This window comes from Candidatus Dormiibacterota bacterium, assembly GCA_036495095.1.
GTDB lineage: Bacteria > Chloroflexota > Dormibacteria > Aeolococcales > Aeolococcaceae > CF-96.
On record DASXNK010000118.1, the window covers coordinates 1 to 19848 of the forward strand.

The window sequence follows — 19848 nt, forward strand, 5'->3', positions numbered from 1 at the left end:
TGATCTTCACCGAGACCAAGCGCAACGCCGACATGCTGGAGATCCAGCTGCGCTCGCGCGGGTACAACCCCGGGCTGCTCCACGGCGACCTCTCCCAGAAGGACCGCGACCGGGCGATGCAGCAGTTCAAGGACGCGCACACCCGCTCGCTGATCGCCACCAACATCGCCGCCCGCGGCCTCGACATCGACGACATCTCCCACGTCATCAACTTCGACGTCCCGCTGACCCCCGAGGACTACCTCCACCGGGTCGGCCGCACCGGCCGGGCGGGACGGAAGGGCGTGGCGGTGACCCTCATCACCCCGAGCGAGATCCTCCGGCTCCGCGACGTCGAGCGGATGGCGCGGACGCGGATCGAGCGTGCCTCGCTCGACGTCGACTTCCCCGTCGTCGCCGACCAAGTCGCCAGCGCCTGACCGGGGCACCCCACCTCCACGACACCGGCGAGGGCCGGGCGCTGCTCCTGCTCCACGCCTTCCCTCTCGACGGCTCGCAGTGGGACCACCAGGTGGCGGTGCTGGGCGACCGCTGGCGCTGCCTCCGTCCCGACGCCTTCGGCTGCGGCGCCTCGCCGGCGCCACCGCCGGGGCTCACCCTCGACGCCGTCGCCGCGGCGGTGCTCGACGGGCTCGACGCCCGCGGGATCGGCGAGGTCGCGGTGGTCGGCCTCTCGATGGGCGGCTACACCGCGATGGCCATGCTCCGCCTCGCCCCGCACCGGGTCGGCGCCCTGGTGCTCGCCGACACCAGGTCGGCGGCCGACCCCGAGCCCGCCCGCGCCGACCGGCTGGCGATGGCCGCCCGGGTGCGCGCCGACGGGGTGGAGCCGATCGTCGAGCCGATGCTGCTGAAGCTGCTGAGCCCCCGCGGCCGCGAGGAGGCGCACGTCGCCGACCCGGTGCGCGGCCGGATCCGCCGCTGCACCCCGGAGGGGGTGGCCTCCTGCCAGGAGGCGATGGCGGCGCGCCCGGACAGCAGCGCGCTGGTCGCCGCCATCCGGGTGCCCACCCTGGTGGTCTGCGGCGACCAGGACCCGGTGACCCCGGTCGAGGAGATGCGCGCGATGGCGGCGACGATCCCCGGCTCGCGCTTCGAGGTGATGCCCGGCGTCGGGCACCTCTCGAACCTCGAGCAGCCCGCCGAGTTCGGCGCGCTGCTGAGCGATTTCCTCGCCGAGGCCTATCCGCCGGGCGGCTGAGCCCGGCTCAGTGCGCCCCGGCGCCGGCTCCCGCCGGAGCCAGGTTCGGGTTGAGGCAGAAGCCCTCGTAGTCGATCGGCTCGGTGATCGTCGGGCTCTCGCCGCAGACCGGGCACTGCGGGTCGCGCGGCACCCGGAACTCGCGGAAGCGCATGTCGAGGGCGTCGACGTGGAGCAGCCGGCCGGCGAGCGGCTCGCCGGCGCCGATGATCAGCTTCACCACCTCGGTGGCCTGGAGCACGCCGACGATGCCGGGCAGCACCCCGAGCACCCCCGCCTCGGCGCAGGAGGGGGCCTCCTCCGGGGGCGGCGGCGCCGGGTAGCGGCAGCGGTAGCAGGGCGACGCGAAGGGGAGCACCGTGGTCACCTGGCCCTCGAAGCGGAAGATCCCGCCGTCGACCAGCGGCTTGCGGGCGAACAGCGCGGCGTCGTTGGCGAGGTAGCGGGTCGGGAAGTTGTCGCAGCCGTTGACGATGATGTCGTACTGGGAGAACAGCTGGACGGCGTTCTCCGAGGTGAGCATCTCGCGGTGCTCGACCACGCGCACGTCGGGGTTGAGGGCGTTGATGGCGATCCGCGCCGACTCGGTCTTGGCCATGCCCACCCGGTCCTGGGTGTGGATGATCTGGCGCTGCAGGTTGCTGACGTCGACGGTGTCGAAGTCGAGCAGCCCCAGCGTCCCCACCCCGGCGGCGGCCAGGTAGAGGGCGGCGGGCGAGCCCAGGCCGCCGGCGCCGATCAGCAGCACCCTGGCGTCGAGCAGCCTGGCCTGGCCCTCCTCGCCCACCTCGGGGACGAGCAGGTGGCGGCTGTAGCGCTGCCGCTGCTCGGCGGTCAGGGTCCGGGGGATGACGAAGTCGTAGCCCTTCGCCTTCCAGGCACCGTAGCCACCGGCCATCGACTCGACGTCCTCGTAGCCGAGCTCGCGGAGGGCGCGGGCGGCGAGCAGCGAGCGCACCCCGCCGGCGCAGTAGAGGGTGATCGGCGTCGACCGGTCGGCGACCCTGTCCTCGATCTGGGTCTCGAGGAAGCCCTTGCTGAGGTGGACGGCCCCGGCGAGATGGCCCTCCTCGAACTCGTACCGCTCCCGGACGTCGAGGAGCACCCGCCGCGGGTCCCGGGGTCGCCCGTGCACCTCGTCGACGGTGACCTCGGGCACCACCGCCCTGGCGGCGGCGAGCAGGTCGCGGGAGGAAGTGGCCATCGGGTGTCGCCTCAGCTTCTGGATCGGAAAGGTCAACAATGACCCTACCATCTCCTGCGGGAGATCAAACCAGCGCCAATCGCCTCGAAGCGCAAGGAACCCGGCCGCGGCACCGTTCTCTTGGTCAGGCGCTGGGCGCGGCGTCGGCCGGTTCCTCGAAGTGCCGGGAGTGCTTCGAGACTGCACCTCGTCGCAGAGAGAGGGAAAATGTCGCCTCCGGGTGACACGCGACGGAGGTCCCGGCCGCGGCGCCCGCGCCTTCCTCCCCTTCCAACGCGTCCCCCGGAGAGCCGGGAGACGCCGCTGCGGGCCGCCGGCGGGGGCGCCGGCCGGCCCGCACCCGTACCGTGGGGGCATGAGCCCGCCGCTCGACGACCCCCTCCCCGAGCAAGTGCCCGGTCCCAGCCCCCAGGGCTGGTTCGAGCTGTTCTGCTGCAGCAGCCTGGTGATCGTCCTCATCGGCGGGCTGATCCTGGTCGGCCTGCTGGTCCGGTAGGCGCGCCGCTACCCTGCCCGGCGTGCTCACCCTGACCGCGCTGCTCGCCGCCGCCGGGCTGGAGGCCCCCCCGGGGATGGCCGACCCGGTGATCGAGAGCGCCGTCTACGACTCCCGGGCGGCGGGGCCGGGGACGCTCTTCGTCGCCATCGCCGGCACCCGCACCGACGGCCACGCCCACGCCCTCGACGCGGTGCGCCGGGGGGCGGCGGCGGTGGTCGCCGAGCGTCCTCCGGACCCGGCGCTGCCCCCGGCGACCCCGCTGGTGCTGGTGGCGGACAGCCGCGCCGCCCTGGCCCCGCTCGCCGCCCGTCTCTGCGGCGACCCGTCGCGGCGGCTGACCGTCGCCGGCATCACCGGCACCGACGGCAAGACCACCACCGTGACCATGCTCCACGCCGCCTGGCGCGGCGCCGGGATCGCCGCCGCGGCGCTGAGCACCCTCGACTTCCGCACCGTCGACCGGGTCGAGGCCAACACCTCCCGCCAGACCACCCTGGAGTCGGCCGACCTCCAGCCGCGGTTCGCCGGGCTGCTCGAGGCGGGCTGCACCCACGTCGCCCTGGAGACCTCCAGCCACGCGCTCGAGCTCAACCGGGTGGACGAGGTCGACTTCGACGCCGCCGTCTACACCCGGATCACCAGCGAGCACCTCGACTTCCACGGCAGCCGGGAGGCCTACCTCGAGGCCAAGGCGCGGCTCGCCACCCGGGTGACGGCGCGGGCCGGTGGCCTGCTCGTCCTCGACCGCGACGACGGCTTCGGCTTCCCCCGGCTGGACTCCACCGCCGTCGCCCGCCGGCTCACCTACAGCGCCGCCGGCGACCCCGCCGCCGACCTCCGTGCCACCCGGGTCGACGCCGGCCCCGAGGGGGTGCGGCTGGCCGCCGAGACCCCGTGGGGCGACGTCGAGGTGCGGCTGCGCCTGGCGGGGCGCTTCAACGCCGCCAACGCCCTCGCCGCGCTCGGCACCGCCTGCGCCACCGGCGCCCGGCTCGAGGAGGCCGCCACCGGCCTGGAGCTGCTGGAGCGGGTCGGCGGCCGGATGGAGCGGGTCGACCTCGGCCAGCCCTTCGGGGTGGTGATCGACTACGCCCACACCGCCGCGGCGCTGGGCACCGTGCTCGGCGAGCTCCGGGCGGCCACCCGGGGCCGGCTCTGGGCGGTGTTCGGCTCGGCGGGCGAGCGCGACGCCGAGAAGCGGCCGGCGATGGGCGAGGTCGCGGCCCGGCTCGCCCACGCGGTGGTGCTCACCGACGAGGACCCGCGCGGCGAGGACCGCGACCGGATCCTCGAGGACATCGCCGCGGGAGCCCGCGCCGCCGGGATGCGCGACCAGGCCGACCTCTTCCTGATCCCCGACCGGGCCGGCGCCGTCGCCCACGCCGTCGCCCATGCGACCCCCGGCGACACCGTGCTGCTCGCCGGGAAGGGGCACGAGAGCTGCATCCTCACCGCCGCGGGGAGCGTGCCCTGGGACGAGCGGGCGGTCGCGGAGCAGGCGGTCCGGCGCTGGCTCGACCGCCACCGCCAACCCTGACACCGGTCAGAACCGGGACCCTTCCTCACATCGGTTTACGGCTCCTTCACCGTGACCGAGCCCGACCCGCTCCAGACTCCGGCCCGTACGCCGGCGATTCCGGCCAGTCCTGGGAGGTGTGGTCGCAGATGGCGGAGAACGCCACCCTCGGCGGCGAGCGAGCCGTCGAGACCGACCACCCGCGCACCCTCGGGTGGCTGGGCGTCACCTCGCTGGCGATGGGCGGCAGCAACCAGAGCATCTTCATCGTCGGGGCGGTGATCGCCGCCCAGGGCAGCGCCGCCATCCCCCTGCTGATCGTCGGCCTGCTGCTCAGCTGGGCGGCGACCCCGGGCTGGGTCGAGCTGGTGCTGATGTGGCCCAACCGGGTGGGCGGCATCGCCGCCACCTGCGCCGAGGCCTTCCGCCCCTACAGCCCGGTGCTCGCCAACCTCACCGGCGTCTGCTACTGGTGGGGCTGGATCCCGACCTGCGGGCTCACCGCCCTGCTCTCGGCGTCGGCGCTGCACCAGTGGTACCTGCCCGGGGTGCCCGTCGAGGTGATGGCGGTGGCCATCGTCGCGATCTTCACCGTGGTCAACCTCTGCGGGGTGCGCTGGGTCACCCGCCTCGCCATCCCGGTCGCCCTCGCCTCGGCCATGCTCGCCTTCCTGTCCGCGGTGGTGCCGGCGCTCACCGGGCACGTCGACTGGCGGCGGGCGAGCAGCTTCCACCTGGTCAGCCCCTTCAGCGGCTGGTTCGGGGCGCTGACCAGCGCGATGGCGGGGCTGTACCTGATCGGCTTCGCCGCCCCCGCCTTCGAGGCGGCCGCGTGCCACGTCGGCGAGATGCGCAACCCGCTGCGCAGCCTGCCACGGGCGATGTTCGCCAGCGCCGGGATGTCGAGCCTGTACTTCATCGCCCTCCCCGTGGTCTGGCTGGGGGTCTTCGGCAACCACGCCCTCGAGGGCGACCTGGCCTCGACCCTCGGGCCCACCTTCGCCCCCCTGCTCGGCGGCGGGGCGAAGGCGGCGGCGATCTGGTTCATGGTGTTCAACATGTTCCACGGCACCCTCCAGCCCCTCGCCGGGGCGTCGCGGACGCTGTCCCAGCTCTCCGAGGACGGGCTGCTGCCCCGGCTGCTGGCGCGCCGGTCGCGCACCGACTGCCCCTGGGTGGCCACCCTGCTCACCGCCGGGTTCGCGATCGCGTTCCTGCTCGCCGGCGATCCCACCTGGCTGATCGCCGCCGCCAACTTCACCTACCTGATCGGCATCGGCCTGCCCAACGTCGCCGTCTGGCTGCTCCGCCGCGACGCCCCGGAGCGGGAGCGCCCCTTCCGGGCGCCGCGGGGAACGATCGCCGCCGGCGTGGTGGCCGCCGCCATCTGGGGCGCGTCGGCGGTGCTCGGCTTCCAGCAGTTCGGCCTGCCCACCGTCCTCTTCGGGATCGCCTTCGCCTACTCGGGCTCGCTCCTCTACGCCTGGCGGCGCTGGCGCGACCGTTCCCCGGGGGGGCGTCGAGCGGTCCGCAGCATGCACGTGAAGCTCACCGGCGCGATGCTCGCCGTGCTCGCCCTCGACGGCGCCGGCTACCTGCTCGCGGTGGAGAACCTCAGCCGGGGGGACGCCGCCCTGGTCGCCGTCTGCGAGGACATCTTCGTCTGCGTCGCCCTGCTCACCATCACCGTCGGGCTGGTGCTGCCGGGGATGATCGGCCACGCCGTCGGCCAGGTGGCACGCGGCGCCGAGCGCCTCGCCACCGGCACCCTGGCCGAGTTCACCCTGGCGATGGAGGCACTCGGCGCGGGCGAGCTCAGCCGGGCCCGCGCCACCCTCGACGTCGAGCCGCTGGTGGTCCACAACCGCGACGAGATCGGGGCCCTGGCGACCAGCTTCAACACCATGCTGTCCGAGGTGTCGCGGGCCACCGTGGCCCTCGACGCCGCCCGCGACCAGCTCCAGCGCCACCGCGACCACCTCGAGCAGCTCGCCTTCCACGACCCGCTGACCAATCTCCCCAACCGCTCGCTCTTCGGCGACCGGGCCGGGCGCGCGGTGCGCCGCCTCGACGGCCGGCAGGGCCACGTCGCGGTGCTGCTCCTCGACCTCGACAACTTCAAGACGGTGAACGACAGCCTCGGGCACGCCGCCGGCGACCGGCTGCTCGTCGAGGTGGCCGACCGGCTGCGCACCGTGGTGCGTCCCGGCGACACCACCGCCCGCCTCGGCGGCGACGAGTTCGCCATGCTGCTCGAGGACCTGACCGGCCGCGACGACGCGATCCGGGCCGCGGAGCGCATCCTCGACAGCTTCCGCCGCCCCTTCCGCATCCAGGACCGTGAGATCGTGGTGCGCGCCAGCATCGGCGTGGCCATCGCCGACGAGGACGGCATCGGCGCCGAGGAGCTGCTCCGCAACGCCGACGTCGCCATGTACGCCGCCAAGGAGCAGGGGAAGGCCCGCTCCACGGTGTTCTCGGGCAGCCTCCACTCCGCGGCGCTGGACCGGCTGGCGCTCGAGCAGGACCTCCGCACCGCGATCGTCCGCGACCAGTTCCACCTCGTCTACCAGCCCCAGCTCGACCTCGCCAGCCGGCGCATCGTCGGCGCCGAGGCGCTGATCCGCTGGGAGCACCCCACCCGCGGGCTGGTGATGCCCGCCGCGTTCATCCCCCTCGCCGAGGAGATGGGGCTGATCGTCGACGTCGACGACTGGGCGGTGCGCACCGTGTGCCGGCAGCTCGCCGCCTGGAGCGCCCAGGGACTGCCGCCGCTGCGGGTCGCCGTCAACCTCTCCGGCCGCGAGTTCGACGACCCCGGCCTGGCCGGCCGGATCGAGCGCGCCCTGCACGAGTGCGGGGTGCCGGCGTCGGCGCTGGAGATCGAGCTCACCGAGAGCGTGGCGGTCCGCCAGCCGGAGGCGGCGCTGGCCGCCCTCGAGCAGCTGCGGGCCCTCGGCGTCCACGTCGCCATCGACGACTTCGGCACCGGCTACTCGGTGCTGAGCTCCCTGCAGCGGTTCCCGGTCGATCGCCTGAAGATCGACCGGTCCTTCGTCGAGCGGATCGGACCCGAGGGGGGCGACGCACCCCTGGTGGCGGCGATGATCACGATGGGGCACGGCCTCGGGCTCGAGGTGGTCGCCGAGGGGGTGGAGACCGCCGAGCAGCTCGGGTACCTCGAGGAGCACGGCTGCGACCTCGTCCAGGGCTACCTGCTCAGCCATCCGCTGACGGGGCCGGAGCTCGAGCGGCTGCTCTGGGCCCCGCCCGCGCCGGCGGCGCCGTCGCCGGCCCGGCTGGCCAGCCGCCGGGCGATCGAGGCGGTCTCCGAGCTGGTCAGCTCCGAGCCCGCGGTCGAGCCGCTCTGCCGCGCCCTGCTCGGCGAGCTGGAGCGGCTGACCGGGATGGAGTCCACCTTCTTCGCCGAGCCATTGCCCCGGGAGCGCGCGCTGCGCGTGCGCCACGCCCACAACGGCGGCGGGCTGCGCATCGTCGAGGGGCTGGTCATCTCCGCCGACGACCCCCTGGTCCGGCGCCGGCCGCACCGCGACGGCGTCGCCACGGAGCCGCGCGGGGGGCTGGCGGAGGCGATGGGGGTGCGGGTGGCGCTCAGCGTGCCGGTGATGGGCACCCACGACCGCGTGCTCGGCAGCCTGTGCGCCGCCAGCCAGCGACGCCTGGAGCCCAACGCCAACGTGATGGTGGCGATGCGCCTCTTCGCCCGGCTGATCGGTGCCCGGATGTCACAGATGTCCGCGCCCGGGATCACGGACGGGCGCGCCGGCGTCATCACGCCGCTTCCGGCCGGGAGCGACACCGTCACCGGTTCGACGCCGCCGGCGGCCTGACCCCGGGCGACCATGTCCCCATGCGGGAAGAACGTCGCGCCGTCGACAGCGTGGTCCGCTGGCTGCGGATCCGCGAACGCAGCGGCCTGCCCGCACCCACCAGCTATGCCGAGCTGGTCGACGCCATCGGCCACAGCGCGCTGCTGCCCCGCCTGCTCTCCGGCAAGACGCCGCTGCGGGTGCCGCCGCCGCGCTCGTACGGCCAGCCCTGGTACAGCCTCGTCGAGACCGGCACCGCCACCGGCTGCGAGCTGCACACCCTGAAGGACCGCCCCGGCGCCACCCCCAGGGTCACCGTCAACGAGTGGGCGTGGGACGTCGTCGAGGAAACCGGTGACGGCCGCCTGGTGATCCGATACAGCCGCGAGGCCGCGGTCTACATCGCCGAGCGCGAGGACACCGAGCCGGAGCGCTGGCGCCTGGTGCGCCGCGACCTCTGGGCGACCCTCGGCCAGCAGGCCGCGATGGCGGAGACGCCCCGCTCGTAGCGCGGAGCGCCCCCGCGCCTCAGCGGGGAGCCGGTGGTCGTCACAGCGCTGCCAACACCCTCAGGATGACCCGGACTCGACCGCCCGCCAACGAAGTTCTGTCGAGAGTTGTCAAGGCGCGGGACCGCGTTTCACATCGCTTCACAGACATACGTTGACCGCCTGACGCCGCTCGGGGACGCTACCGCAGGCCCGGGCCCGCAGCATCTCTCCGGGCGTCTCCTGGAGTGCTGTCCCCAATGTCCATGCTCACCGCCCTCGCCACCGTGGAGGTCGCCACCTCCATCGACTACGGCCCCCTCTCGGGGATCATGAGCGATCCCGCCATCACCGAGATCATGGTCAACGGCCACCGCGACATCTGGGTCGAGCAGGGTGGCCACCTGCTTCTCACCGACGCGCAGTTCCCGGACGAGGCCTCGCTGACGTCGCTGATCCGGCAGATCGCGGTGTACGTCGGACGCCGCATCTCCCGCGAGGAGCCGATGCTCGACGCCCGCCTTCCCGACGGGTCGAGGGTCAACGCGATCCTGCCCCCGCTCAGCCTCTGCGGGCCGGTGATGACGATCCGGCGCTTCAGCCTGGAGGCGGTGACCGCCGAGGACCTGGTCGGCAGCGGCAGCGTGTCCCGGCCGGCGCTCGACTTCCTCACGGGGTGCGTCGTCAGCCGGCGCAACATCCTCATCAGCGGGCGCAGCGGGGCGGGGAAGACCACGCTGCTCAACCTGCTCGGCAGCTTCATCCCGAGCGTGGAGCGGATCATCACCATCGAGGACACCGCCGAGCTCCAGCTCCACCAGCCTCACTGGATCCGGCTCGAGACCCGGCCGGCCGACGCCGGCGGAGCCCACGAGATCACCACCCGCGACCTCCTGCGCAACAGCATGAGGATGCGGCCCGACCGCATCGTGGTCGGCGAGTGCCGCGGCGGCGAGGCGCTCGACATGCTCCAGGCGATGAACACCGGCCACGAGGGCTCGATGTCGACCATCCACGCCAACAGCCCGCGGGACGCCCTCCAGCGGCTGGAGACGCTGAGCCTCATGGCCGGGGTCGAGGTCCCGCACCGGGCGGTGCGCGACCAGATCGGCAGTGCCCTCCACGTCGTCGTGCACCTCGACCGCGACGCCGACGGCCGGCGCCGGGTGATGCAGATCTCCGAGATCGTCGGGCGCGAGGGCGACGTCGTGACCATGCAGGACGTCTTCGCGATGCAGGCCGAGGACCCCGGCGGCGCGACCGCCATGCGGCTGCTGCCCACGCGGGTGCGTCCCCGCTCCCTGGACGCGATGGTGGCGGTGCGCCACCTGATCCCGGCGGGCCTGGCCCGGCTCTACCCGGACGCCCGCCTGGCGGTCGCCTGACGCCGACCCGGCATGGCCCGGGCGGTGGCTCGTCGCCACCGCCCGGGCGCACCTCCTCCCGCCTCACGAGTCTTCACAGGGTCTTCACCGCCCGCGACCCCGACCCCACCGATACTCGCCTGACGATGACGATTCCGCGATCGATCGACCACACGCAGTCTCCCAGCGCCCGGTCACGGGCGATCGGCGCGGCTCTTGCCGCACTGGCCACGCTCGCCGCCGCCGCGGCGACGGCTCCGGCGGCGGCCGCCGCCGCCACCCCCGGAGGCTCGGTCTCGCTCATCGTCCGCGGACAGCCCGGCGGCGCCGCCGCCGTCGACGCCGCCATCGCCCGTGCCGGGGGACGCGTCACCCACGAGCTCGCGATCATCGACGGGGCCGCCGCCACCGTGCCCGTCGCCGGGGTGGCCGCGCTCACCGCCGACCCGGCGGTGCTCCGGGTGACGCCGAACGGCGCGGTGCACCTGCAGAGCGACCCCTCCGGCTACAGCCCCGCCGGTGACACCGGGTCGGTCTACAACACCACCCTGATGACCGGCGCCCAGTCCTTCTGGCAGGCCGGCTACACCGGGCGCGGCATCGACGTCGCGATCATCGACAGCGGCGTGGTGCCGGTGAACGGCCTCACCGCACCGGGGAAGGTCCTGTACGGTCCGGACCTCTCCCCCGAGTCGCAGCAGCCCACCCGCCGCGGCCTCGACGGCTTCGGCCACGGCACCCACCTCGCCGGCCTGATCGGCGGCCGTGACGACGCCGCCGCCGCCGGCCACTACGCCGGCGACAGCACCGATTTCATCGGGATGGCGCCGGACGCCCGCATCGTCAGCGTCAAGGTCGCCGACAGCTCCGGCCTCACCGACGTCACCCAGGTGCTCGCGGGCATCGACTGGGTGGTCCAGCACAGCCACGACCCGGGGATGAACATCCGGGTGCTGGACATGTCCTTCAGCACCGACAGCGTCCAGTCGTACCTGCTCGACCCGCTCGCCTTCGCCACCGAGGCGGCCTGGCACGCCGGCCTGGTCGTCACCGCCTCCGCGGGCAACGCCGGCCAGCGCGCCCAGCTCTTCGACCCCGCCTTCGACCCCTACGTCATCGCCGTCGGCGCCGCCGACACCATGGCGACCACCAGCCTCGCCGACGACACCGTGGCGAGCTTCTCGCAGAGCGGCGACGGCAGCCGCAACCCCGACCTGGTCGCCCCCGGCGTCCACCTGCAGAGCCTCCGCAACCCCGGCTCGCTGGTCGACGCGATGTACCCGGGCGGGCTGATCAGCTCGCGCTTCTTCCGCGGCAGCGGCACCTCGCAGGCCTCGGCGATCGTCGCCGGCGCGGCGGCTCTGCTCCTCCAGCAGCACCCCTACCTCAGCAACGACCAGGTGAAGTCGCTGCTCACCTCGACGGCGACCCCGCTGGCGGGGCAGCCGCGGAGCCTCCAGGGCTCGGGTGAGCTCAACCTGCGCGGCGCGCTCACCGCGATCCCGCCGCTGCTGGCGATCCAGCTGTACCTGCCGGGCACCGGCTGCGGCTCGATCGAGGGTGCCCGCGGGACGGTGCACCTCACCGACAACGGGGTCACCCTCCAGGGCGAGACCGACATCATGGGCAACCCGGTGCTGGCCTGCCAGCTCGCGTCGCTCCTCCACAACGGCGCCGCCTGGATCGGCGGAGTGTTCAACGGCGCGGTCTGGACCGGGAGCGGCTGGATCGGCGCCCAGTGGGCGGGCGCCACCTGGACGGGGAACTCGTTCGCGGGAGAGCCGTGGTCGGGCGGCACCTGGTCCGGCGGCACCTGGTCGGGCGGCACCTGGTCGGGCGGCACCTGGTCGGGTGGCACCTGGTCCGGCGGCACCTGGTCGGGCGGCACCTGGTCCGGAGGCACCTGGTCCGGCGGCACCTGGTCGTCGGCCGGCTGGTCCTGAGCCCCGGCTCCGCGAACCCGCCACCGGCCATGGACACCCGACCGCCAGCCGCGGCGCCCGCCCCCCCACGGGGCGGGCGCCCGCACGCCCTGGTGTGGTCGGTCACGGTCGCCACCGCCGCCGGGGCGGCGCTGCTCACCGGCCTGGTGGCGCGCGACCTCCCCCAGCTGCGCGCCCCGTACGCGCTCCCCTGGTGGCTCCTGGCGGTGGGCTTCGCCCTCGCCGAGACCTTCGTCGTCCACCTCCACTTCCGCCGCGACGCCTACACCCAGGTGCTCGACGAGCTGCCCCTGATCGCCGGGATGCTGCTCTGCGCGCCCTGGGGGGTGGTCGCCGCCCGGGTGGTGGGGTCGGGGATCGCGCTGGCGGTGCACCGCCGCCAGCCCCCGGTCAAGCTCCTCTACAACGTCGCGCTGGTGGCCCTCTACACCTCGGTCGCCGTCATCGTGTTCCGCGCCTGCCTGGGCACCGCCGACCCGCTCTCCGCGCGCGGCTGGGCGGCGGCGATGGCCGCGACCCTCAGCCAGGCCCTGATCGGCTGCACCTGGATCACCGCAGCGATGGCGCTCACCGGGGCGGCGGGGCAGGTGCGCCGGCTCCCCCGGCTGCTCGGCCTGGTCGTCCCCGCCACCCTGGTCGACACCGCGGTCGGCCTGTCGGGGATGCGGCTGGTGGAGCGCGACCCCACCACCGCCATCCTGCTGGTGGTCCCGATCGCCGCCCTGGTGCTCGCCTACCGCGCCTACGTCCGCGAGCGCCAGCGCCACGACCATCTCCGGCTGCTCTACGAGTCGAGCCACGCCTTCCATCACGCCCGCGGCTTCGACGCCACCGTGACCACGCTGCTGCGCCGCGCCCGGGAGATGCTCCACGCCGACATCGCCCAGCTGACCCTGCTGCCCGGGGACTCGCTCGGGACCGCGCTGCGCTTCAGCCTGGGCCCGGGCGACGTCGCCGAGCTGCGGGAGGCGCCCTGGAGGCCGGACGGCGTCGCCACCGAGGTCGCCGCCTCCGCGGGGCGGCTGGTGCCCCGGGGGAGGGGCGCCGCCTCGATCTCGGGGCGGATGGCGGCCGAGGGGATGCGCGACGCGGTGGCGGTGACCATCGCCGGCACCAGCGGCGTCTACGGCACCCTGCTGGTGGCCAACCGGCGGGGGGACGTCGCCACCTTCGGCGCCGACGACCTGGCCCTGCTCGAGGCGTTCGCCGGCCAGGTGGGCGTCTCCCTCAACAACGGGAGGCTCGAGGCCGAGCTCCAGCAGCTCGCCTTCCACGACCCGCTCACCGGCCTCGGCAACCGGGCGCTCCTGGCGGTGCGGCTCGACGAGGCCCTGCGCCGCCTCGCCCTCGGCGCGGCCGGCCCCGCGGTGCTGCTCATCGACCTCGACGACTTCAAGACCGTGAACGACAGCCTCGGCCACACCAGCGGCGACCGGCTCCTCGTCGCCGTCGCCGACCGGCTGCGCAGCGTGCTGCGCCCCACCGACACCATCGCCCGGCTGGGCGGAGACGAGTTCGCGGTGGTCCTGGAGGACCTGGAGGGCCCGGCCCCGGTCGCCGAGGTCGCCGACCGCGTTGTCGACGCCCTCCGCGAGCCCTTCGTCCTCGACGGCACGGTGATGCGGATCCACGCCAGCGCCGGCATCGTGATCGCCACCGGGGTGGCCGAGAACGCCGACGTGCTGCTCAGCCGCGCCGACGTCGCGATGTACCGGGCCAAGGCGCGCGGCAAGGGGTGCTGGGAGCTCTTCGAGCCGGGCATGCAGGCGGCGGTCCAGGAGCGGCACCTGCTCAAGCTCTTCCTCCAGCGCGCCGTCGACCGCGGCCACGTGTTCGTCCACTACCAGCCGATCGTCGACCTCGCCGGCGGCCGGATGGTCGGGGTCGAGGCGCTGGTGCTCTGGGAGCACCCCACCCGCGGGTTGATCAGCCCCGACGAGTTCATCCCGATCGCCGAGGAGAGCGGCCTCATCCTCCAGCTCGGCCGGCACGTGCTCGAGCAGTCGTGCGAGCAGGCGGCGGTGTGGCAGCGCCTGGTCCCCGGCCTCGCGATGAGCGTCAACATCTCGGCGCGGCAGCTGCAGCAGCCGGAGTTCGCCACCGAGGTGGCGCTGCTGCTCCACCGCTGCGGGCTGGATCCCGCCCTGCTGATCCTCGAGATCACCGAGCGGGTCATGGTGGGCGACGACCCCAACACCCGCCGGGCGCTGGGACAGCTGCGCGCCCTCGGCGTGCGCGTCGCCATCGACGATTTCGGCACCGGCTACTCGTCGCTGAGCTGCCTGCGCGACCTTCCCGTCGACATCCTCAAGATCGCCAAGCCCTTCGTCGACTCGCTCGGCGACGGCGCCAGCGACCGCGCCTTCGTCACCGCCATCGTGCGCCTGGGCCAGAGCCTCGGCCTCGACATGATCGCCGAGGGCATCGAGCACCCCGAGCAGGTGCAGCTCCTCCAGGGGCTGCAGTGCGGCCTCGGCCAGGGCTACCTGCTGGGACGGCCGATGAGCAGCGGCGGCATCGCCGACCTGCTGGTGACCGGCCGGCCACTCCGGCAGACGCTCACGATCGCCGGCACCGGCTGAGCACCGGCCTGCTAGAGCAGCCCGGCGAGCTCGGCGAGGGCGTCGACCGCCCTGCCCTTGTGCGAGGTCACCAGCGGCCGGCCGCCGTTCACCGCCTCCAGGAAGGCGCGGCCCCCGTGCGGGATGACCACGCTCACCGGGCGGCGCAGGAACGCCTCCACTCGGGCGCGGTCGATGAGGGACTTCTCGAAGAGGTTGTTGAGCACCAGCAGCACCCGGTCCTCGCCGGCGTGGATGGTCTCGAGCACACCGAGCAGCTCGCGGGTGCGGCGCAGCGCGGTGATCTCCGGTGACACCACCACCACGACCCGCTCCGCCGCCTCGTACACGCTGAGCGCGAGCTCGCCGAAGGAGGGGGGGACGTCGACCACCAGGAGGTCCTGGGACGTGCGCAGGGCGGCGAGCACCTCGGAGATCGACGCGTCGGCGAGCTCCGACGCCTCGAGCGGCGTCTGCGGCGCGGCGAGCAGCCAGGGTCCACCGGGGTGGCGCACCAAATAGTCGTCCCACTGCGCCCCGTCGCCGGTGACGTCGCGGACCGCCTCGGTCAGCCCCCCGGGGGGGTGGAGGTCGAGCAGGACCTGGAGGTCGCCGTGGGCGACGTCGAGGTCGACCGCGCACACGCGCTGCTCGCTCCCGCTCCGGCCGAGCAGGACGGCGACGTTGGCGGCCACCGTGGTCACCCCGGCGCCGCCCTTGGCGGAGGTGACGCACACCATGCGGCCCAGGGTCGGGGCGACCACCTCCACCTCGGACCGGGGCTGGGCCCGGCGCAGCAGGGCGTCGATCTTGTGGCGCAGCACCTCGACGTCGACCGGCTTGGAGATGTAGTCGTCGGCGCCGCTGCGGTAGCCCTCGACCATGTCGTCGGAGGCTCGATGGGCGCTGAGCAGGATGATCGGGATGGACGCCATGGCGGGGTCGGCCCGCACCGTGCGCACCAGCTCGTAGCCGTCCATGACCGGCATGGACACGTCGCTGAGGATGAGGTCGGGCCCGCCCTCGCGAGCGGCGGCGACACCCTCGGCTCCGTTCTCGGCGACGGCGATCTCGTAGCCGTGCTCCCCGAGATACCGCTGCAGCAGCTTCCTCACCGTGGGTTCGTCGTCGACGATCAGGACCTTCATGCGACCTCGCCGAGTCGTGGGGAGGTGACCGCGGCGGGCGGCGCCGCCCTGGGCAGGCGGACGTGGAAGCGGCTGCCGCGCCCGGGGGCGTCGTCGACCCACACCCGGCCGGCGTGGAGGTCGACGAGCGCGCGGACGATGGAGAGCCCGATCCCGGTGCCGGAGATGCCACGCGTCGCTGGCGAGCTCACCCGTGCGAAGCGCTCGAAGACCCGGGCCCGCTCCGCGGCGGGGATGCCCACGCCCTCGTCCTCGACCACGACCTCGACGGCGTCGTCCGCGGCCGCGGCGGTGACCCGCACCCGGCCCCCCTCGGGGCTGTACTTGATCGCGTTCCCCACCAGGTTGACCATGATCTGGACGACCTTGTCATGATCGGCGCGCGCCGCGGGCAGGTCGGCGGCAACCTCGTTGACCAGCCGGTGGCGGCCGTCCTGGACGGTGGCGGAGAGCGAGCGGAGCACGCTGTCGACCAGCGGCCCGATCGCCACCTCGCCGAGCTCCACGCTGGGCCGGCCGCGCTGCAGCTCGTCCTCGGAGAGGATGCGGTCCGCGTACGCGGTCAGCCGCACCGCGTTGTCGTGGATCTCGGTGGCGAAGTCCTTCACGTCGTCGCCCTCGACGAGCCCGTCCATGAGCAGCTGGGCGAACCCCTGGATGCCGAACAGCGGGGTCTTGAGCTCGTGGGAGACGGTGCGGACCACCGAGGCGTAGATGCGGTTGTTCTGCTGCAGCTCGGCCACCAGCGCGTGCTCGGTGGCGTAGAGCTGGTCGACCTCGTCGAGCCGCCGCGAGAGCGCCCGCTCCTGCTCGAAGCGGTGGGCGTTCTCGAGGGCGATCGCGGCGCTGCCGCTGATGGTGGTGGCCAGCACCAGGTCGGTGTCGGAGAACGGCGCGGCCGGGGCCCGGCGCACCAGGCTCAGGGCTCCGAGCATGCGGTCGCCGGCGATCACCGGCACCGCCAGCAGCGAGCGCGAGCTGCGGTCGTCGCGGCCGTCGAAGCGGCGGTCGATGTCGGAGTCGCCGACGATCGTGGGGGCGCGGTGTTCCAACACCCAGCCGACCACCCCCTCGCCGACGGCGAACCGGCGCAGGCCGCCGCCGGCCAGGGCGTAGCCGCGTGCGGCGCGGGGCTCGAGCCCACCCTGGCCGTCGAGGAGGAACAGGGTGCCGGTGTCGTAGGGGAGCGCCAGCTCGAGCGAGGTCAGCACCGCGTCCATGGTGGCATCGAGCCCGGGCGCGGCGTTGAGGGTCTCATTCACCCGGTGGAGCAGGTGGAGCAGGGCCTGGCCGGCGGTGTGGCTGTCGACCTGGATCATCAGCCGCACCAGCTCGGGCGCGGCGGCGCTCCGGCGCAGCGCCGCGCGGGCCCCGTCGTCGAGGAGCAGCAGCGGGACCCGATGGAGCGCCGGGATGGCGCGCAGGCGGTCGAGTGGGTGCTCGCCGAGGTCGGCCAGGCGCGGGTCGACGACCGCCAGGGTCACCCCCTCGCCGGCGCGCTCCACCAGCTGCTCGACGCTCTCCGCGAGCACCAGGTCGTAGCCCTGGGCGACCAGCGCCGTGACGGCGCCCGCCCGCACCCGCCGGTCGGCGCAGGCGAGGCAGATCGGCAGCGAGGAGGGGAGCGGCATCGTCGCCGTCGATGCTACTGCCGCCGGGTGCGGCCGGCCGGGGGCGTCACGGGAAGGTCGCCCCATCGCGAACGCCCGCGCATCGCTCAGGCGGCCTGCCATGCCGTCCAGCGCAGATGCTCGTCGATCCGCGCCATCAGCTCGCGCAGCTCGTAGGGCTTGGTGAGATAGCCGTCGGCCCCGTGCCCCAGGCCGCGGTCGACGTCGGCGGGGTCGGCGTGGCCGCTGAGCATCAGGATCGGGGTCTGGAGCCCGGCGTCCCGCACCCTCGTGCAGACCTCCAGCCCGCTCATGTCCGGCAGGCTGACGTCGAGGAGGATGAGATCGGGGTCCAGATCGGTCACCGCGGCGAGGGCGGCGGCGCCGCTCGCCGCCTCGACCACCACATGGCCGCGCGCGCTGCAGATGATGCTGAGGACCGTCCTGCTGGGACCGTCGTCATCGACGATGAGGACGGTCGTGTCGGATCTGGTCACCTCCACCTCCCGGTCGTCACCGCCGCCATCCGGCGGTCATATCCGTCATCTGTCGATCATGACCGCGCGGAAAGGTGCGACGGTCAAGTTTCCGTGCAGACGTGTGAGGGTCCGGTCAAGAGATGTGCAGGGCGGGTCACCGCGGCGTCTCGCGGCTCCCGGCGCCGTTCAGAAGTCCGCGTTCTTGGGGGTGCGGGGGAAGGGGATGACGTCGCGGATGTTGGCCATCCCGGTGGCGTAGATGATGGTCCGCTCCAGCCCCAGCCCGAAGCCGGCGTGGGGGACGGTGCCGTAGCGGCGCAGGTCGCGGTACCAGCCGTAGGCCTCGCGGTCCAGCCCGATCTCGTCGATGCGCCCGTCGAGCACCTCCAGCCGCTCCTCGCGCTGGCTGCCGCCGATGATCTCGCCGATGCCGGGGGCGAGCACGTCCATCGCCGCGGCGGTGCGCCCGTCGTCGTTGAGGCGCATGTAGAAGGCCTTGATCTCCTTGGGGTAGTTCATCACCACCACCGGCCGGCCGACGATCTCCTCGGTGAGGTGGCGCTCGTGCTCGCTCTGGAGGTCCATGCCCCACCCCACCGGGAACTCGAAGCGGGCCCCGCGCTCGACCGCCCCCTCCAGGGCGGTGATGGCGGCGCCGTACTCCATGCGCTCGAAGCTGGAGCCGACGAGGCGCTCCAGCCGGGTGACGCAGTCGCGGTCGATGCGCTCGGCGAAGAACCGCATGTCGTCCTCGCGCTCGTCGAGCACGGCCCGGAAGATCGACTTCAGCAGCGCCTCGGCGAGGTCGGCGTTGTCGCCGAGCGCGGCGAAGGCGATCTCCGGCTCGACCATCCAGAACTCGGCGAGGTGGCGTGCGGTGTTGGAGTTCTCCGCCCGGAAGGTGGGGCCGAAGGTGTAGACGCGGCTCATCGCCAGGCAGTAGCTCTCGACGTTGAGCTGCCCGCTCACGGTGAGGTGGGCCTCGCGGCCGAAGAAGTCGCGGGAGAAGTCGACGCCGCCGGCGGCGGTGCGTGGGGGGTTGGCGAGGTCGAGGGTGGAGACGCGGAACATCTCGCCCGCGCCCTCGGCGTCGCTGGCGGTGATGATCGGGGTGTGGATCCAGCGGAACCCACGCTCGTCGAGGAAGCGGTGCACCGCCATGCTCAGGGTGTGGCGCACCCGCGCGACCGCCCCGAAGGTGTTGGTGCGCGGCCGCAGGTGGGCGACCTCGCGGAGGTACTCGAAGCTGTGCCGCTTCGCCGCCACCGGATAGGTCTCGGGGTCGTCGACCCAGCCCACCACCTCGATGCCGGTGGCCTGGATCTCCACCGCCTGGCCCTTCCCCTGGGACGCGACCAGCCGGCCGGTGGCGACCACGGCACAGCCGGTGGTGAGCCGGGCGACCTGCTCGGCGTAGTTGGGCAGCGACGCCTCGGCGACCACCTGGATGGGGTCGAAGCAGGAGCCGTCGTGGACCGCCACGAAGGAGAGGCCGCCGCCCGAGCGGGTGTCGCGGCGGCTGCGCACCCAGCCCTTGACGGTGACCTCGGCGCCGGCCGCGGGATCTCCGCGCAGCGCCTCGGCGACGGTGAGGTGAGCCATCTCGGCCCGGCAGTATGCGCGCCCGGCTCTGGTCAGCGCCGGAGCATGCCTGTAGGATCGAGATGCGCCCGGTCACGTGTTCACGAGGGTTGTTCGATGGCCGCCTGGGACAAGCGTGTGCGGAGCCTCACGCTGCACGGCGTCGAGCAGAACATGAAGCTCGGGGCCCGGTACTTCTGCTTCGAGGTGCTCGAGGCCGCCGGCGACCCCAACCCGCTGCGGCTCGAGAGCGCGGTGCGGGTGCTCGAGGAGGTCGGGTGCCACGGGCGCTGCGTGATCGTGCTGCCCGACGAGCGCCGGGTCGCCCTCTACGCCGTCCATCCCGAGGAGGGCGCCAGCGAGGTGGTCTGGTACGAGCGCACCGAGCTGCTCGGAGAGACCGCCGGCCGCTGACCCGGCGCGC

At 73.8% G+C, this 19848-nt stretch carries 15 protein-coding genes; 10 read left to right on the forward strand and 5 right to left on the reverse strand.

The features are described 5' to 3' along the window. Together VGL20_12855 and VGL20_12860 are read left to right on the forward strand one after the other, a co-directional pair. Positions 1-419: C-terminal helicase domain-containing protein (locus VGL20_12855; GenBank protein HEY2704572.1), on the forward strand; the 419-nt coding region annotated here is incomplete at its 5' end. A gap of 47 nt (positions 420-466) precedes the next feature. Further along, complete coding sequence (locus VGL20_12860; GenBank protein ID HEY2704573.1) at positions 467-1201, forward strand: alpha/beta fold hydrolase; 735 nt, start codon at positions 467-469, stop codon at positions 1199-1201. Between the two features lie 7 nt (positions 1202-1208). Here the strand turns inward: VGL20_12860 and moeB are convergent, their stop codons facing one another. Beyond that, complete coding sequence (gene moeB, locus VGL20_12865) at positions 1209-2405, reverse strand: molybdopterin-synthase adenylyltransferase MoeB (protein ID HEY2704574.1); 1197 nt, start codon at positions 2403-2405, stop codon at positions 1209-1211. Positions 2406-2760: 355 nt separating this feature from the next. On the opposite strand from moeB, the gene VGL20_12870 reads away from it, so the two are divergent. The 7 genes from VGL20_12870 (at position 2761) to VGL20_12900 (ending at position 14627) form a co-directional block, all read left to right on the forward strand. Further along, complete coding sequence (locus tag VGL20_12870; protein ID HEY2704575.1) at positions 2761-2901, forward strand: hypothetical protein; 141 nt, start codon at positions 2761-2763, stop codon at positions 2899-2901. A gap of 22 nt (positions 2902-2923) precedes the next feature. Beyond that, positions 2924-4441 (forward strand): UDP-N-acetylmuramoyl-L-alanyl-D-glutamate--2,6-diaminopimelate ligase, encoded by a 1518-nt coding sequence (locus VGL20_12875; GenBank protein HEY2704576.1) that lies wholly within the window; start codon positions 2924-2926, stop codon positions 4439-4441. A 128-nt stretch (positions 4442-4569) separates the two neighbouring features. After that, positions 4570-8271, forward strand: coding sequence for an amino acid permease (locus tag VGL20_12880; GenBank protein ID HEY2704577.1), 3702 nt, complete (start codon positions 4570-4572; stop codon positions 8269-8271). Between the two features lie 20 nt (positions 8272-8291). Continuing rightward, positions 8292-8759, forward strand: a complete 468-nt coding sequence (locus VGL20_12885) for a hypothetical protein (protein ID HEY2704578.1) — start codon at positions 8292-8294, stop codon at positions 8757-8759. A 239-nt stretch (positions 8760-8998) separates the two neighbouring features. Continuing rightward, on the forward strand, positions 8999-10123 hold the full coding sequence (locus VGL20_12890; protein HEY2704579.1) for a CpaF family protein: 1125 nt from the start codon (positions 8999-9001) through the stop codon (positions 10121-10123). A 125-nt stretch (positions 10124-10248) separates the two neighbouring features. Next, on the forward strand, positions 10249-12045 hold the full coding sequence (locus tag VGL20_12895; protein HEY2704580.1) for a S8 family serine peptidase: 1797 nt from the start codon (positions 10249-10251) through the stop codon (positions 12043-12045). Between the two features lie 92 nt (positions 12046-12137). Continuing rightward, a complete protein-coding gene (locus tag VGL20_12900) occupies positions 12138-14627 on the forward strand; it encodes an EAL domain-containing protein (protein ID HEY2704581.1) in 2490 nt (829 codons plus the stop codon). Positions 14628-14638: 11 nt separating this feature from the next. Here VGL20_12900 and VGL20_12905 read toward each other — a convergent pair whose 3' ends face one another. The 4 genes from VGL20_12905 to asnS all read right to left on the reverse strand — a co-directional run bounded on the left by VGL20_12905 (position 14639) and on the right by asnS (position 19445). Then, positions 14639-15754: a response regulator gene (locus tag VGL20_12905; GenBank protein HEY2704582.1), complete on the reverse strand. Its 1116-nt coding sequence runs from the start codon at positions 15752-15754 to the stop codon at positions 14639-14641. Continuing rightward, entirely contained in the window at positions 15751-17385 is a 1635-nt protein-coding gene (locus tag VGL20_12910) for a GAF domain-containing sensor histidine kinase (GenBank protein ID HEY2704583.1), read from the reverse strand. The genes VGL20_12905 and VGL20_12910 overlap by 4 nt, the downstream gene beginning before the upstream one ends. 86 nt (positions 17386-17471) lie before the next feature. Further along, positions 17472-17861: a response regulator gene (locus tag VGL20_12915; protein ID HEY2704584.1), complete on the reverse strand. Its 390-nt coding sequence runs from the start codon at positions 17859-17861 to the stop codon at positions 17472-17474. 168 nt (positions 17862-18029) lie between these two features. Beyond that, positions 18030-19445 carry an asparagine--tRNA ligase gene (gene asnS / locus VGL20_12920; protein ID HEY2704585.1) on the reverse strand — a complete coding sequence of 472 codons (1416 nt, stop codon included), beginning with the start codon at positions 19443-19445 and terminating at the stop codon, positions 18030-18032. A gap of 96 nt (positions 19446-19541) precedes the next feature. Between asnS and VGL20_12925 the strand changes: the two genes are divergently transcribed. Next, on the forward strand, positions 19542-19838 hold the full coding sequence (locus VGL20_12925) for a hypothetical protein (protein HEY2704586.1): 297 nt from the start codon (positions 19542-19544) through the stop codon (positions 19836-19838). Positions 19839-19848: the final 10 nt, after the last annotated feature.

Bases quoted from the DNA above. Each gene is read 5' to 3' on its own strand.
- VGL20_12870 (HEY2704575.1), top strand. From the start codon at position 2,761: ATGAGCCCGCCGCTCGACGACCCCCTCCCCGAGCAAGTGCCCGGTCCC.
- asnS (HEY2704585.1), bottom strand. From the start codon at position 19,445: ATGGCTCACCTCACCGTCGCCGAGGCGCTGCGCGGAGATCCCGCGGCC.
- VGL20_12890 (HEY2704579.1), top strand. From the start codon at position 8,999: ATGTCCATGCTCACCGCCCTCGCCACCGTGGAGGTCGCCACCTCCATC.
- VGL20_12910 (HEY2704583.1), bottom strand. From the start codon at position 17,385: ATGCCGCTCCCCTCCTCGCTGCCGATCTGCCTCGCCTGCGCCGACCGG.
- VGL20_12925 (HEY2704586.1), top strand. From the start codon at position 19,542: ATGGCCGCCTGGGACAAGCGTGTGCGGAGCCTCACGCTGCACGGCGTC.
- VGL20_12880 (HEY2704577.1), top strand. From the start codon at position 4,570: ATGGCGGAGAACGCCACCCTCGGCGGCGAGCGAGCCGTCGAGACCGAC.
- VGL20_12895 (HEY2704580.1), top strand. From the start codon at position 10,249: ATGACGATTCCGCGATCGATCGACCACACGCAGTCTCCCAGCGCCCGG.
- VGL20_12885 (HEY2704578.1), top strand. From the start codon at position 8,292: ATGCGGGAAGAACGTCGCGCCGTCGACAGCGTGGTCCGCTGGCTGCGG.
- VGL20_12905 (HEY2704582.1), bottom strand. From the start codon at position 15,754: ATGAAGGTCCTGATCGTCGACGACGAACCCACGGTGAGGAAGCTGCTG.
- moeB (HEY2704574.1), bottom strand. From the start codon at position 2,405: ATGGCCACTTCCTCCCGCGACCTGCTCGCCGCCGCCAGGGCGGTGGTG.